The sequence below is a fragment of the Desulfovibrio diazotrophicus genome, assembly GCF_902498985.2.
Taxonomy (GTDB): Bacteria; Desulfobacterota; Desulfovibrionia; order Desulfovibrionales; family Desulfovibrionaceae; genus Desulfovibrio; species Desulfovibrio legallii.
Genome location: NZ_OX346397.1, coordinates 2326649 through 2340929, shown reverse-complemented (window position 1 = coordinate 2340929; position 14281 = coordinate 2326649). Strand labels below are relative to the sequence as shown.

The following is a 14281-nucleotide window of genomic DNA, read 5'->3' as shown; positions in this document are numbered from 1 at the left end:
GGAGACGTTCCGGCAGTTCTGCGAATGTATATTCTTTAAATTGCCGGACGCTACAGGGCTTTACGGCGGACCCAGACGTGGTGGACGGCCAGGGCCGCCCAGGCCGCGCCGGCCAGCACATGCAGCCGCCCCGCTCCGGCCAGGCCGGCGGTCAGACAGACGGCAGCGGTTCCCAGCAGGGCGCGGACTTCAACCTTGCGCTGCGGGACGCCGCAAATGACAACGCGACCGTTTTTATCCCTGCTGCAGAGCGGCGCAGGGCTGCCCTGGCGGACTTCCGCCCGGGCGCGGGACCGGCGCAGGGCGCGCTTTGCCGCCCGTTCCGCGGCAACCACTTCAGCCACGGGCCTGCGCAGATCGGGCAGGGCGGCTTCCAGAGCGGCGCAGACGGCGGGGAAATCCGCCTCTGGACGCAGCAGCAGCAAAAGCGAGGCCGCCCCGGGCCGCACTTCCAGCACGCCGGGCTGCCCCAAGGCCAGATCGCGCGCCGCAGCGCGCCTGGCGGCGTCGGCCAGAACAGGGTGGCGCAGCCGCGCCCGGCCTTCCATCACATGCGCCACATACGGGCGTTCCAAAGCCTCTTTCATGACATCTCCTTGACGTTCGCGCCGCTACCCGAGAACCGTCGGCCCACCCGGAGGACGCGAAGAGTGCGTTGAAATTGATTTTCTTTTCTCTTGACACAAGTCCGGCATGAGGGCAAGCTGCTTGGCGAGCCGTGCCCCTGGCGGGCAGCACCGCCATGACTTCCGCGTTCGGGCGGCGTCGCGGAGCGGGCCGGCGCGGGGCAACACGTCGCTTTGGGCATTTTATCAAGTGAGTACACGCATGAGCCAGATTGTCAATCTGCGTCAGATGCAGGTGGGCCAGCAGGGCAAGATCGCCGCTGTGGAAGCCCTGGGCGAAATGAACCGTCGCATCCGCGACATGGGCCTCATCCCCGGCACCACGGTTTCCATAGTGGGCCGCGCGCCCCTCAAAGACCCCGTGGCCCTGCGCCTTTCGGGCGTCACTATTTCGCTGCGCAACAGTGAGGCCGACTACATCAAGGTTGACCTCTCCGGTGCTGCCGGCTAATTTGACACAGCAGGGGTTCCTTCCCCTCCCGTAGTCCTCGGATTCCGTACTGCGGGAGGGCGCAGGCGAATCCCCGACGCCGTAGCCATCCCTTGCGGGACGGAAGCATCAGGCGTCGGGGCGTCTGTTGTGTTTTCCCTCAGAACCGCGTTTGGGGTCTGCTTCAAGGCGATGTTCGCCGTACGGTCTGCCGGGGCGCAGTTCGTTGGCTTACGACCGTCATTGAGGTTTTGTCACTGTAATGCCAGGAGATTTTATCATGAATAATGGCTGGAAGTATGCGCTGTGGTTTGTGGGCGGCGTGGTCGTGGGTGCTGTGGGCGCTGTGGCCGTGTCGCGCGGCAAGGTGAATTTTAAACCTCTGGCCACGGACCTCCTCAGCCGGGGCATAGACGTCAAGGACGCCCTCATGAGCAAGGTGGAGGCCCTTAAGGAAGATGTGGAAGATCTGACCGCCGAGGCGCGCCAGGCTTCCGAAAAACGTAAGACGTCCGCCAAGGACGCCGCCAAGGCGTAGGCGGACCGCGCATGCGTTTCTACATTGTCCATGAACTGCGTGGCCTTGCCACGCCCGCTTCCGGCAGAATGCGCGTGCGCGCTTCTTCCCCTCTTGCTCCGGCCAGCGGCGCGGCTCTGGCCGGAGCCCTGGCCACCCTGCCCGGCATTGAGGACGTGCGCTGCAACCCCGTTACGGGCAGCCTGCTGCTGTTCTATGCCGATGACAAAGCCCGCACCGATGCCCTGACCCTGCTGGTGGGCGCGGCCGCATCTTACGACAGCCTGGATATCCCCCAGGGACCGGACGAAGGCGAGCTCACCCCCGTGCAAGGGCTCATGCCTCTGTTCCGCTATATTTTTGTACGCCCTCTGCTGCCCTTTGCCCTGCGCATCGTTACCGCCGTGGCCGCGGCCGTACCCTTTCTCTGCAAAGGGGTAGGCGCATTGCTGCACGGCCGGCTCAGCGTGGACGTGCTGGACGCGGCCGCCATCGGGGCTTCGCTCGTCATGCGCGACTTCCGCACGGTGAGCATGCTCACCGTACTGCTGGGCCTGGGCGAAACCCTGGAATACTGGACCCGTCGCCGCTCCATGGCCACGCTCACCGAAAGTCTGGCCCTCAATGTAGAAAACGTCTGGCTGCTGGTGGACGGCACGGAAGTTTCCGTACCCCTCTCCCAGGTACGCGAAGGCGACCTGGTGGTGGTGCGCGACGGCGGTTCCATCCCCGTGGACGGCGAAGTGGTGGAAGGCTGCGCCCTGGTGAACCAGTCCTCCATGACCGGTGAACCCTTGGGCGTGCGCCGCACGCCGGGAGCCACGGTCTACGCCGGCACCGCCGTGGAGGAAGGCCGCCTGGTCATCCGCGCCAAAAGCGTGGGCGACGGCACCCGCCTGCGTCAGGTCGTCAGATTTATTGAAGAATCAGAAGCCCTCAAGGCCGGCATCCAGGGCAAGTACGAACGCCTGGCCGACATGGCCGTGCCCTTTACCTTTGGCCTTTTCGGTCTGGTCTGGCTGCTGACCCGCAACTTCCGCCGGGCCTCCGCCGTCCTGCTGGTGGACTACTCCTGCGCCCTCAAGCTGGCCACGCCCCTGGCCGTGCTGGCCGCCATGCGCGAAGGCGCGCGCCACGGCATGGCCATCAAGGGAGGCCGCTACCTGGAGGCCCTCAGCGAAGCGGATACCGTGGTTTTTGATAAAACCGGCACCCTCACCCAGGCCAGCCCCGCCGTGGCCGGGGTCTTTCCCGCGCCGGGCTTTCAGCGGGACGAAGTGCTGCGCGTCATGGCCTGCCTGGAAGAGCACTTTCCCCACCCCGTGGCCCGTGCCGTGGTGCGCCAGGCCGCGCAGGAGGGCCTGCAGCACGAAGAAGAACACGCCCGTGTGGACTATGTGGTGGCCCACGGCGTGGCCTCCACCCTGCACAACAAAAAAATCCGCGTGGGCAGCCGCCACTATGTGGAACATGACGAAGGCGTGGACCTCTCCCCCCTGCGGGAAGAAATGGAACGCCAAAGCGCCATGGGCCGCTCCCTGCTCTTTATGAGCGAGGACGACCGCGTGGCCGGCATGGTGGCTATTGAAGACCCCTTGCGCCCTGAAGCGCCGCGCGTGGTGCAATGCCTGCAGGACCTGGGCGTCAAACGCGTGCTCATGCTTACGGGCGACGACGAGCGCACGGCCCGCGCCGTGGCCGCCAGCGTCGGCATCAAAGAATTCCGCGCCCAGGTGCTGCCCGCCGACAAAGCCCGCATTGTTCAGGAGCTTACGGCCCAGGGCTGCAAGGTGCTGATGGTGGGCGATGGCATCAACGACGCCCCGGCCCTCTCAGCCTCCCACGTGGGCGTGGCCATGAGCGACGGCACGGACCTGGCCCGCGAGGTGGCCAACGTCCTGCTCACCCATCCCAGCCTGGAAGGACTGGTCAGCGCACGCCTACTGGGCCAGCGCACCCTGCAGCGCATCCGTTACAACTTCGCCGCCACCATGACTCTCAACAGCCTCTTTTTGCTGGGCGGCATGTTTATGGTTCTGGGCCCAGGCCTCTCGGCCCTGCTGCACAACCTCACTACCCTGGGCGTGGCCCTCAACGCCATGCGCCCCCACCTGCCCCCTGCCCTGCCGGAAGAGGAGATACGCTTTGAGCGCCCCCCTGCATCTGCTTAAATACGTACGCAGCTTCATGGACGGCCGCGTGCGCATCCGCCATCCTGCCCTGCTGCACGACCATGTGGCCCATACCGCCAAAACCGGCATGGAAGCCGTGCCCGGCGTACATGCCGTGGAGTGCAATACCCTGAGCGGCTCCCTGCTCATCCATTACGACAGCAGCGCTCTGCCCCGCGAACGCCTCTTTGCCCTCGGCGAAGCCTGGGCCCGATACCTGGACGCCGTCCTGGCCGGCAAGCCCGCCACCCCGCCGCAAGCGTAGGAAAGGCGTAGGGGAAGAAACCATTTTTGTGGGGGGAAGGGAACTTTTGTGAACAAAAGTTCCCTTCCCCCCACGCCCCTCATCCTTCAAAAAACGTTTTTCCCTACGCGACTGCGGCGTGCGTACCCTGGCCGGGTTTGTTTCTGGCAAATCGTGTTGGTTGCGTACAGAATAGGTACGGCAGGCAGCGTTCTGCGCGGCGGTCGGAGCCCAGACGCCAAAGGCCCCTGGGGGCGGGAAACGCGGTCTACGCGCCCCGGCCGCCAAGGGCCTCTGGACTTCGCCGGAGACGAAAAAGAGCTAATCCCAGTGCCGCTTGTCCTCAATGGGACGGATCTGCGGCGGCAGGCTGCCCGGCGCCAGCACGCGCAGTTCCGGACGCAGCTTGATCTTCTCACGGAACTGGTGCAGCAGTTCTTCCTCGCGCTTGAAGCCGCTGGTCTCCACATAAAGGGTCATTTCGTCGATGCCGCCGGGGTTGGTGACTTCAATCTGCCAGCGTTTGATTTCCTCAAACCGGCTCATGACCTGCTCCACCTGGTGCGGGTAGACGAACATGCCCATGATGCGGGCGGTAGTGTCCACGCGGCCCACAATGCTGCCCAGACGCGGGCTGGTGCGGCCGCAGGCGCAGGGGCTGCGATCAATATAAGAAAGGTCGCCCGTGGCCAGACGGATGAGCGGATAGGTCTTGTTAAAGGCCGTGACCACAATCTCGCCCACCTCGCCGTCCTTAAGCGGAATGCCCGTATCCGGATGGCAGATTTCCACATAGCAGCGGTTGGCAATGTGCAGGCCGGTCCTGTGGTAGCATTCATAGCCGATGCAGCCCACGTCCGCCGTGCCGTAGCCCTGGCGCATGACCAGGTCGTACTTTTTTTCCATCTGCGAACGGGTTTTTTCGGACAGGCGCTCGCCGGTAACAAAGGCCACTTCCAGAAAGAGATCCTTACGCAGATTAAGGCCTTTTTCTTCGGCCTTCTGCGCCAGGTGCATGAGAAAACTGGGCGTGCCCACATAGCCGGAAACGCGCAGCTTCTGCATGATGTCCAGCTGGGTGGCGGCGTCCGAGGGCCCGGCCGGGATGACCGCGCAGCCCAGGTTGCGCAGGGGCTCTTCAAACATGAGGCCCGCCGGGGTCAGCTGGTAGTTGAAGGTGTTCTGCACCGCGTCGCCGGGCCGGAAGCCCACGGAGTAGAAGGCCTCCGTATACCCCCAGTAGTCTTCGCCACGGTCTTCGGGGTCGAAAATGGGACCGGGGGAAAGAAAAACACGCTTGAGTTCGCCAATGTCCTTGGTCAGCAGCCCACCCAGACGCGGTCCCATAGACTGCAAAAAGATAAGTTCCTTCTTTTTCAGAATGGGAATGTGCTTGATGTCCGAGAGCGTCTTGAACTTTTCCACATTGAACTGCGCACGGTCGAAGCGTTTTTTTACGTCTTCGGAATAGCGGTACGCATAGGCGAGCAGCTCCTTGAGCTGAATAAGGCAGTACTGGCGACGTTCGCTTTCGTCCAGCACTTCGCGACGGCTGAAAATGCCTTCGGTGCGGTCTTTACGGGTCATAGCTACTCCACAAGAGCCTAGTTGGCTTTATAAACGGTGACCATAGCCATTCAAAAACCAAAGCGCAAGCATTTTTTTAAAAAATCAGTTATTTCACCATGATATATGCCAATAAAGTCGTGTCGTCGGGGTGGCTCGCAGGGCCCGTCGCCCAGAGATCAAGACATGGCGGGCGGTCCGGCCAAGTCCAGACAGCGACGGCGCAGGCTATCATAGACGGGTTCCACATGCAGGGCATTGGCGGTAAAGGCCGCTATATAGGCCGTAAGCACCACCACCGGCGCGTTATGAAAGGCCCCGGTCATTTCCAGCAGCAAGGCCGCGCCCGTAAGGGGAGCGCGCACTGAGGCGGCAAACAGACCGGACATGGCCAGGGTCAGCACGGTGGCAGTCTGTGCGGGGGGGATAGGCAGGGCCAGGTTGAGCGCGGCCGCGGCGCAGGCCCCGGCCAGGGAGCCCATGAGCAGCAGGGGCATAAGCAGACCGCCGGAAACGCCGGAGGCAAAGCTCAGGCAGGAAAAAGCCATTTTGACGGCCAGCAGAAGCAGCAGCGCGTCCAGAGGCAAGGGCAGCGCCTCCAGGGCCGTCGCACTCAGCCCCACCCCAACGAGCACCTGAGGGTAGACGTAGAGCAAGGCCCCGGCGCAGGCAAAAGGCAGCAGCACCCGCAAAGGCCGGGGCAGCAGACGGCAGCGGTCTTCAAAACGGGTCAGCCGCAGCAGCGCCACATTATAGAGCGCGCCCAGAGCCCCCATGCTCAGGCCCAGGGTGGGGATAAGCCACCATTGGTCCCAGCGCAGGGCCGCCAGACTGTGGAAGGGAAACACCAGGCCAAAACCGAACAGGCCCTCAATGACATACCAGGAAGAAAGGGCGCACAGCCCGGTAAACAGCAGCAACGGCACGCTGAGGATGGTCTTCATTTCCTCAAAGGCAAAGCACATGCCGGCCAGGGGCGCGCCAAAGGCGGCAGTCATGCCGGCCACAGCGCCGCCCACCAGGTAACGGGGCATGTGCCGGGCGTCGCTTTCCCGCCATAGACGCCCCACGCCTTCACCCACGGCCGCGCCCATCATGATGCAGGGGCCCTCGCGCCCAACGGAAAGCCCGCCGGTAAGGGAAACCAGCGTACCCCAGAACTTGGTCAGCAGCACGCGCCACCAGCACATGCGGGCCTGCCCGCGCACCATAAGTTCCACTTGCGGGATACCGCTGCCGCCCACCAGCGGCTCCAGCCGCAGGGCCAACAGGGCCAGCCCCGCCAGCAGGACAAGGCCTGCGCCGATCAGGCCCATGACCAGCGGGTCGTGAAGGTCGTAAGCGCGCAGCAGGGCCGTGGCCCGCTCGTTGATCAGATCGTAGGCCGCGCGGAATAAGCCGATAACGGCCCCGGTAACGCCGCCGGTAAGGACAGCCTGGGCCGCAACCCGCCGCACGCTCAGATTGCGCAGGGCCTGCAGATCGCGGAGCGTGGGCGGAATAGGAGCACGAAAAGGCACGTGAGTATCCTTGGGATGGGGTGACAACAGGGGCAGTATGGCCGGAAGTCGAGGGCTTTTCAAGCCGTTGGCAAAAAAATATGGCGCGAAACACTTGCCAAAGGAGGCCCAAGCGGGTACAAGACTTTTCCAGCCGCTGAATGTTTCAACTGAAGTGCGGCAGCCTGCGGGCCGAGGTAGCTCAGTTGGTAGAGCAGGGGACTGAAAATCCCCGTGTCGGCAGTTCAATTCTGTCCCTCGGCACCACATAGAAATCAAGGGCTTAGGTAGAAATACCTGAGCCCTTTTTTCGTTTGGATAAAACCCTCTCCGGGTCTACGGGTGGGTCTACACCAAAGACGGGGGCAAGCCGGGTCTACACCAAAGACGGGGGCAAGCCCCTTCAACGGGCAGTTTTTCCGACAGGTTTCTGGGTCTACACCAAAGACGGGGGCAAGCCCCTTCAACGGGCAGTTTTTGGGGAAGTTGAGCGCGACATAAAGGGGCACAGTTCCGCTATCGCCCAGTCAGGATTGAGGAAAGGCTGACGGCAAACGCTGTGACAGCTTGTGGGGCAACGCTGCTGGCCAGTCATGGGCCGCGGCTGCGGCTACGGGCTGTGGGGGCTGCGGCTGTTGTGCCCGGCATAAGGGGGTACGGCGCTTATGCGCCGCGTCCCAGCCGCACCGGCCATGGTCGGGCTGTCTTTGGAAGCGGGGGTTATGGGGGGTGTGGGGGGCCTAAGGGGGGACGCAGTCCCGCCCTTGGCCCCCTGCCCTCGCCGGAGGCGGCCTAAACGCTGTATGCAGAAAAGCCGCCGTGCCCGCAGGGCAATAAAAAAATGGCAAGGGGCTCCCCCGCAAGGGGAAAATCTGCCGGGCGTAGAGCCCACCCTGGCGGCAGCAAAAAAACTACTGCCCTTCGCCCTCGCGTTCTTCCTGACAGGCGCGACACAACCCCACTCCGGGCAGCGCGTCCAGCCGCTTTTGGGGGATGGGATCCCCACACTCGCGGCAGCAGGCCACGCCGTCTATCCATTCCGGGCCGCCTCGGTCAATTGCGGCGCGCGCCCGCACCAGGGCCGATTCGCGGTCCAGACGTTCCAATTCTGTGGCCTGATCAAACACATCCATGCGTGACTCCTTGAAAAGGACTTTGCGTTCGGTATGTTGACGCCGCCCGACAGCGCAGTTGGACGGCGTTAAAGCAAGCGGCAACCCTCCAGAAGCAGGGTTGCCGTGTCGCGCCAGGCAGCGCGAAGTCGGATATGTATTCCAGCGGACGGGTTCTGTAAAGTCCCATGGCCGGGGCCTGGGGGCTTGGACCCCGTGCGGACGACACAAACGCCGCCCCACCCCCCATGAGCACGCGCGTCATCGGGGGGGGTGGAGGGCGTTAAAGGTCAGGCCAGTTTGGAGAGCAGAGTTTCCTTGATGGAATCAATGCTGCCTTCGCCGTTGAGCTCAATGTACTTGGTCTTGCCTTGAGCGGCGAGATTTTTGAAGAAATAGGCGGCAGCCAGGGTGCCGTCCGTGGTATTGTAATAGATGTCATGCCGTTTGTTGATGGCGGCCTCGTCCTGGTCGTCGGAACGAGAAGAAAGGTCGCCGCCACAGACGCGGCACTTGTCGCCATTGGGCTTGATGGCGTCAATGAAGATATTGTTGGGGTGGTTGTTGTTGTTTTTGCACAAGCGGCGGCCCATGATGCGGTTTTTGGCCACCTCACGGGGCAGCAGGATTTCCACTACGTAATCCAGAGGGATATTTTCTTTCTGCAGGGCGCCCCACAGTTTTTCGGCCTGCACCATGTTGCGGGGGAAGCCGTCCAGCAGCCAGCCGTGCTGCCCTTTGGATTTGAGGGTGTCCAGCACCATGGGGATGGTGATGTCGTCGGGCACCAGGTCGCCGCGGTCAATGTAGGCCTTGGCTTTTTTGCCCAGCTCCGTGCCGCCGCCGATGTGCTCGCGGAAAATGGCGCCGGATTCTATGTGGGCCAGGTTGTACTTCTGCTTGATAAGGTCGCCCTGGGTGCCCTTGCCGCTGCCGTTGGGTCCGAAGATAAGGATATTCACCGCGTCTCCTCCTGCTTACAGAGATTGTTTTTCATGGCGCGTGACAGGCCCGCCGCCCCGCCGCCGGCAAACGCCCGCGGAAGCCAGGCCGGTGCAGCGCCGCAATGCCCACAAGTATCGGGCAGGCTAGCACAGTCCGCAACAAAAAACCATGCCGCCACCGAACCGTCCGGCCTGCCGTCAACACAACCGCCGCAGGGGCTGGTTGTGCAAAAAAGAACACACGCTGACACTAGCCCCCGTCCGCGCTTATGTCAACGGGGCGGCGGGACAAAATCCGTTCCTTCCACAGCGGGAAAGGCGCATCGCCCACGGACTGGCCCAGGATGCGGCTGCCGTGGCCGACACGATCTTGTTCCATATGGGGATAGAGGAAGAACAGCAGCGGTAGGGCGTTTGTGATGGGCAGCTTTTTACCGGAACAGCCGCCACGTCCCTTCCACCACCCCGCCGAGGATGTCTATAAATCCCTGGGTGATGCCGCCGATGGTGTTGAGCAGCAAGGTGCCCGCGCCGATGGAAGTTTTGCTGTTGTCCAGGCTGCCGTACAGACGCAGGGGAAAATCCGGAAAATTCTTCATGTTGACGGTAAAGTTGCAGTCCAGGGTGTCGTTGTTGAAGTCGATCCAGCCGCCGCCCTTTACGTTCAGACCCTTGCCTTTGAGATAAAAATCACTAGTGCGCACTACACCCTTGGCGATGCCCCCTGAGGCCCCGGCCGCGTCAAAACGGGTGGGGCTGCCTTTGAGGCTGCCGTCCTCCGCGCGGCGCTGATAGGTGCCGTTGCGCACGGTAAAATCCCAGGCTCCGTCCAGCCGGGCGGGCATCTGCCCCGGCCCGTCCAATTGCCCGCGTACAGAGGAATGCAGCACGCCTTTGCCGCCCAGAACAGCGGCGCCGCCCCTGTCGCGGCTGGCGGCGGTAAGGTTGAAGCCCTCTGCAGCCAGGGTATTTTCAAACTCAAGACCTTTGTTAAAAGCCATGTTGCCCTGGTTGTGCAGGGGGGCGCCGTAAAAATCCGCAGCGCTGGCCTCGTAGTGCAGGCGGCCTTTTTCCAGGTTGCTGGTGAGGCGCAGCTGGCGGGTCCGCAACTTCCAGGAGGTCAGTTCGCCCACCTGCAGTTCGCCCTTGGCGCGGAAGGCGCGCAACCAGCGCAGATCCCAGATCTTGTCTGTGGTCTTGCGCGTTTTTGCGGCGGGGGTTTTGCTGTCGCCCAGGTAGCGGTCCAGGTTCAGCCGGTCCACAGCCAGCTTGTAGTTCAGGCTGAGGGCCTGCCGCCAGTCCAGCCCCAGACTGCCGGTAAGCAGGCTCTGGTCCAGCTTGGCGCGGATGCCGGAAAGATCCAGCTTGCCGGCCTCGCCCTTGAAGGCGGCGTCCATCTCCAGTTTGTTCCAGGCGGCGGGCACACTGACGCTGTAGCCGGCCAGGCGCAGACTACGGCTCAGGTCCGGGCTGTAAGCAGAAAGTTTGCCCTGCCAGGAAGGTGTTCCCCCCAGATTGACCTGCACGTCGCCGTGGGCCTCGGCCCCCAGGGCGTTGAAGTGCCCATTGCGCACGTTCAGCTGCCCGCGCGCCGCCCGACAGGTGAAGGCTCCGGTTACTGTGGCCCGCAGGGCCTCAGGGCGGCCCGTACGTTCCGGGCTCAGGGTCAGAGCCAGGGAGCCCGGCAGACTGCGCAGCTCCAGGTCGCCGCCGCCCGTGCCGTCGCCGCCGAACCAAAGCATGCCGTTAAGTTCGGTACCGGCCTCCAGGCCTGCGTCCGCCAGGGTGGCCGTCCACTGTCCGTCCAGCCCCAGACGGCCTTGGTCCCAGGCGCCGCCCTTGAGCTTGAGCCCCACGTCCAGCGCGTTGAAGGCCGCGCCGCCCGTATTCTGCCCGCCGTGCAGGCTGCGCAGCCTGCTTTTCTCGGCCCTGGCGCTCACTGTGCCCCGCAGGCTGCGCAAAAAAACGTCCAGCTCCCGGCCCTGGCTCATAATGTCCACATCCGCGCGCAGAGTGCCGCCGCTCACGGGCATGACGCTGAGCGCCCGGCCCAGATCCGCGCCGTTGACGTTGCGGAAGCGCATGCGGATGGCATAGGGCAGGCTTTTGTCCCCGCCCAGCACGGTCTCGCCCTTGACGCTGCCCCCGTACAGTCCGCCGGAAACCTCCAGCACCGTGTCCTCCAGCCGTGTGTTCGCGTCCACCAGCCCTTGCCGGATGACCACCAGGGCGTCGTCGATGGCCAGGGGGCCGTAGTCCACCTTGTCCGCCGCCAGGCGGATGTTGTAGTCCAGGCCCACTTCACCGGGCAGTACGGGGGCGCCGGGCAAGGGCGTGAGGGGACCGTGACCGTACTGCGGCTCGGCGGGCAGCGTGCCCAGAGATTCTGGCAGGGCGCGGCCCAGGTCCACGCGCGGGGCGCGCAGGTCCAGCACCAGTTCGGGCTTGCGCCATTGGGCCACGCCGCCGGAACCCGTAAACCGGCTGCCTGCGGCGCTTACCGCAATGTGCGGCACGCGCAGGCCTGTGCCGTCCAGCGTAAAATCCAGTGCGCCTTCGGTGAGATCGTCCAGGGCCCCCTGCAGACCGGGCGCAATGATCCGGCCAAAACCCAGCCACTGGGTGAGGCTTACGCGGATGAGCCGCAAACGGCCCTCAAGGCTGAAGCCGCCGGGGGCCGCGGCGCCCAGCGCCAACTGCCCGTCCAGGACCACGTCGTCCCGGTCCAGGTGCAGACGCACGTCCTCCAGCAGTACGCGCCGGGCCGCGCGGTCGGGCATGGCCGCCGTGCCCGTGAGCCGGAAGGGCAGGACCACGCCGTCCTTGCGCAGATCACCGCTCAGGACAGGGCGTAAGCGCCAGCCCTGGGCGTCGGTGGTCAGTGTGCTGTTCAGGCGCAGGCGTTCCAGCATGCCCGGCAGGCGCAGTTCCCCCGCCAGGGTAAGGCGGGGGCTGTGCTCCAGGGGGGCGACCAGGTCTGTGCGGCCTTCCGCATGCAGATCCGTAAGCTGCCAGGCGGCGCCGCCCGCGGGCTTCAGCCGGGCCAGGGCCAGACTGAGGCGGCCTTTGAGGCGGGCGGGCGGGGTCAGATCCAGATCGCAGTCCAGCTTCTCCAGCCGCAGCAGGGCCTTGTCTGCGCCTGTCACCAGGGCCGCGCCGTCCTCAATGCTCAGGCGGCAGTGGCCGGTCAGGCCCAGGGCCGTCAGATCAAAGGGCGCGGCTGCAACGGCCGCAGGCGGGTCGGCGGGCGGCTGTGGGGCAGGAGCGGCAGGGGAGCCTGAGGGCGGCGCGGTCTGGCTGGGGGACGGCACAGGCGCGGCGGAAGGGGCATTGGGCTGCGGGGCGTCGGGTTTGTCCGTGCTGCCGGGCGTTGCAGCGGCAGGCGCGGGCGGCACGGCTGTCTTGGGGGTTGGGGTGCCCGGTCCGGGAGTTTTGGGATCAGCGCCGGGCTCGGCCGTGTCGGCCTGGGGCGGCAGGGTCGCGGCCAGCGGCAGGGGCAGAGTCCCTTCCAGACGGGGACGCAACAACCGGATGTGACGCGGGACAAATGCGCCGCGCAGCAGGGCCAGAAAGTCCGGCCGCACTGTGGCGTAAGCGGCGTGGAGCTGCCAGTCCGCGCCCTGCACTGCGGCATTGGTCAGGGCCAGGGAGGGCAACGGCAGCACGGCCACGCTCACGGCTTCGGCGCTTATGGTCAGACCGCTGCGGGCCGAGATCATGGCCAGGGCGCGGTCGGTGAGGTTGCGGGGGTTGCTCTGCGCCAGCAGCACCAGCCCAAGGGCCAGGAGGGCCAGGCCCAGAAGCAGGGCCAGCAGGACGCGCAGCAAAAGGCGTATGGGGCGAGGGCAGAGCAGCATGGCGATCTCGCGCCTTGACGCTGGTGCGCGTCAGGGCTAAGTCTTTAATTTATTGCATCCCGGGCAGCTTGGCAACAGCGCCTTCGGGACCGCGCCTTCAGGGCCCCGGACGACCGGATTCCGGGCGGACAGGGCAAGGTCTCCCTTCTTTCCCCCTTTGCCCAAGGATGGTCATGCGGCGGCTTTTGTGGATAGGCAACCCTTTTTTTTGTCGCTCCCTGCGGCAGTGCGGCTGGGACGCGGTGGCCACACACAACTTTGAAACGCCTCAGGCCTACGGCTGGGACGATTTGTGTCGCTTGGCGGGCTTCACGCCAGACGTGCTGGTAGTGGCCGACAAAAGCCGTGCCCCCTTTGTGCTGGGGGTGGAAAAATTTCCTTGTCTCACGATTTTCTACAGCGTGGACGCCCATATCCACGCCTGGCAAGCCCTTTACGCTCAGGCTTTTGACGCCTGTTTGGTTTCTTTGCGGGACTATGTGCCGCGTTTTTCCGGACCCTTTCTACCCGCCGGGCGGGTGTGGTGGTCGCCGGCCTTTGCCTGGCGCGAAGACGCCCCCCAGCCAGACGCGCCCAAGGAATACGACTGCCTGTTCGTGGGCAGCCAACGGCCGGAAATGCCCCGGCGCGCCGCCTTTTTGCAGGCTCTGCAGGCGCGTTTGCCCGGTTTGCGTGTTACCAGCGGCTCCTACCGGGCCCTCTACCCCCGCGCCCGCGTTATCCTCAACCACTGTGAGCACGGTGACCTGAATTTTCGCGTCTTTGAGGCCCTGGGCTGCGGCGGTTGCCTGGTAACGCCGCGCATCGGCCACGGCCTTACGGAGCTGTTTACGGACGGTGCAGAGCTCAGTTGTTACGAACCGGGCAATCCGGAGGACGCCTGCCGCCGCATAGTCCACTGGCTGGAGCATCCGCGCGCGGCCACAGACCTGGGCCAAGCCGGATTGGCCGCCGTGGACGCCGCTCACAGAGAATGGCACCGTGCGCAGACCTTTACCCTGCGCACACGCGCCCTGCTTACGGCTGCGCCGGCCCTGCAGCGCCGACGTCGCCGCTGCGCCGCCCTGATCCGGGAGCGCAGCCTGCGCCTGCTCTATCTGCACTGGGCCGAGGCCGAACTTTGTCCCGGCCTGCGCCAAGCCTACCTGGACGCCGCCAGGGGCACGGTCTGACCCGTCTCGGCCGGAACGTTGCCGCGCTGTCACAATCCGCAGTGGAAAAGCTCCCTGCGGAGAAAGGCCCAAGACGCCGCAGGCGGATGCACGCAGTCGCGCCGGCACACAGCGCGCCGCCGGGCGAAAATTTGCGTTGAAAT

The 14281-nt window shown here is 64.6% G+C and carries 11 protein-coding genes and 1 tRNA gene; 6 read left to right on the top strand and 6 right to left on the bottom strand.

Annotation, left to right across the window (positions count from 1 at the left end; translation table 11 throughout):
• Positions 1-50: 50 nt before the first annotated feature.
• Positions 51-587 (bottom strand): hypothetical protein, encoded by a 537-nt coding sequence (locus tag J7I12_RS10130; protein WP_288908596.1) that lies wholly within the window; start codon positions 585-587, stop codon positions 51-53.
• A gap of 241 nt (positions 588-828) precedes the next feature.
• On the opposite strand from J7I12_RS10130, the gene J7I12_RS10125 reads away from it, so the two are divergent.
• The 4 genes from J7I12_RS10125 (at position 829) to J7I12_RS10110 (ending at position 4009) form a co-directional block, all read left to right on the top strand.
• Positions 829-1077 carry a FeoA family protein gene (locus tag J7I12_RS10125; RefSeq protein WP_118229935.1) on the top strand — a complete coding sequence of 83 codons (249 nt, stop codon included), beginning with the start codon at positions 829-831 and terminating at the stop codon, positions 1075-1077.
• Between the two features lie 259 nt (positions 1078-1336).
• Positions 1337-1594, top strand: coding sequence for a hypothetical protein (locus tag J7I12_RS10120; RefSeq protein WP_118229934.1), 258 nt, complete (start codon positions 1337-1339; stop codon positions 1592-1594).
• Between the two features lie 11 nt (positions 1595-1605).
• Positions 1606-3744 (top strand): heavy metal translocating P-type ATPase, encoded by a 2139-nt coding sequence (locus J7I12_RS10115; protein WP_288908598.1) that lies wholly within the window; start codon positions 1606-1608, stop codon positions 3742-3744.
• Positions 3719-4009, top strand: coding sequence for an HMA2 domain-containing protein (locus tag J7I12_RS10110; RefSeq protein WP_242621239.1), 291 nt, complete (start codon positions 3719-3721; stop codon positions 4007-4009). Before J7I12_RS10115 ends, J7I12_RS10110 begins: the two co-directional genes overlap by 26 nt.
• A 300-nt stretch (positions 4010-4309) precedes the next feature.
• On the opposite strand, the gene J7I12_RS10105 is transcribed toward J7I12_RS10110, so the two are convergent.
• The gene (locus tag J7I12_RS10105) at positions 4310-5575 is read right to left on the bottom strand and encodes a phenylacetate--CoA ligase family protein (RefSeq protein ID WP_118229932.1); all 1266 of its coding nucleotides are present in this window, start codon (positions 5573-5575) and stop codon (positions 4310-4312) included.
• A gap of 158 nt (positions 5576-5733) precedes the next feature.
• Positions 5734-7074 (bottom strand): chloride channel protein, encoded by a 1341-nt coding sequence (locus tag J7I12_RS10100; RefSeq protein ID WP_118229931.1) that lies wholly within the window; start codon positions 7072-7074, stop codon positions 5734-5736.
• A gap of 170 nt (positions 7075-7244) precedes the next feature.
• On the opposite strand from J7I12_RS10100, the gene J7I12_RS10095 reads away from it, so the two are divergent.
• Positions 7245-7320 (top strand) — tRNA-Phe (locus J7I12_RS10095).
• 644 nt (positions 7321-7964) lie between these two features.
• Here J7I12_RS10095 and J7I12_RS10090 read toward each other — a convergent pair.
• The 3 genes from J7I12_RS10090 to J7I12_RS10080 form a co-directional block, all read right to left on the bottom strand.
• Positions 7965-8186, bottom strand: a complete 222-nt coding sequence (locus tag J7I12_RS10090; RefSeq protein ID WP_118229930.1) for a TraR/DksA family transcriptional regulator — start codon at positions 8184-8186, stop codon at positions 7965-7967.
• A 269-nt stretch (positions 8187-8455) separates the two neighbouring features.
• Positions 8456-9127: an adenylate kinase gene (locus J7I12_RS10085; RefSeq protein WP_118229929.1), complete on the bottom strand. Its 672-nt coding sequence runs from the start codon at positions 9125-9127 to the stop codon at positions 8456-8458.
• Between the two features lie 413 nt (positions 9128-9540).
• The gene (locus J7I12_RS10080) at positions 9541-12966 is read right to left on the bottom strand and encodes an AsmA family protein (RefSeq protein WP_302549039.1); all 3426 of its coding nucleotides are present in this window, start codon (positions 12964-12966) and stop codon (positions 9541-9543) included.
• 173 nt (positions 12967-13139) lie between these two features.
• Here J7I12_RS10080 and J7I12_RS10075 point away from each other — a divergent pair, with 173 nt between their 5' ends.
• A complete protein-coding gene (locus J7I12_RS10075; RefSeq protein ID WP_288907887.1) occupies positions 13140-14138 on the top strand; it encodes a glycosyltransferase family protein in 999 nt (332 codons plus the stop codon).
• Positions 14139-14281 lie beyond the last annotated feature (143 nt).

Bases quoted from the DNA above. Each gene is read 5' to 3' on its own strand.
- J7I12_RS10120 (WP_118229934.1), top strand. From the start codon at position 1,337: ATGAATAATGGCTGGAAGTATGCGCTGTGGTTTGTGGGCGGCGTGGTC.
- J7I12_RS10105 (WP_118229932.1), bottom strand. From the start codon at position 5,575: ATGACCCGTAAAGACCGCACCGAAGGCATTTTCAGCCGTCGCGAAGTG.
- J7I12_RS10115 (WP_288908598.1), top strand. From the start codon at position 1,606: ATGCGTTTCTACATTGTCCATGAACTGCGTGGCCTTGCCACGCCCGCT.
- J7I12_RS10090 (WP_118229930.1), bottom strand. From the start codon at position 8,186: ATGGATGTGTTTGATCAGGCCACAGAATTGGAACGTCTGGACCGCGAA.
- J7I12_RS10080 (WP_302549039.1), bottom strand. From the start codon at position 12,966: ATGCTGCTCTGCCCTCGCCCCATACGCCTTTTGCTGCGCGTCCTGCTG.
- J7I12_RS10075 (WP_288907887.1), top strand. From the start codon at position 13,140: ATGCGGCGGCTTTTGTGGATAGGCAACCCTTTTTTTTGTCGCTCCCTG.
- J7I12_RS10130 (WP_288908596.1), bottom strand. From the start codon at position 587: ATGAAAGAGGCTTTGGAACGCCCGTATGTGGCGCATGTGATGGAAGGC.
- J7I12_RS10125 (WP_118229935.1), top strand. From the start codon at position 829: ATGAGCCAGATTGTCAATCTGCGTCAGATGCAGGTGGGCCAGCAGGGC.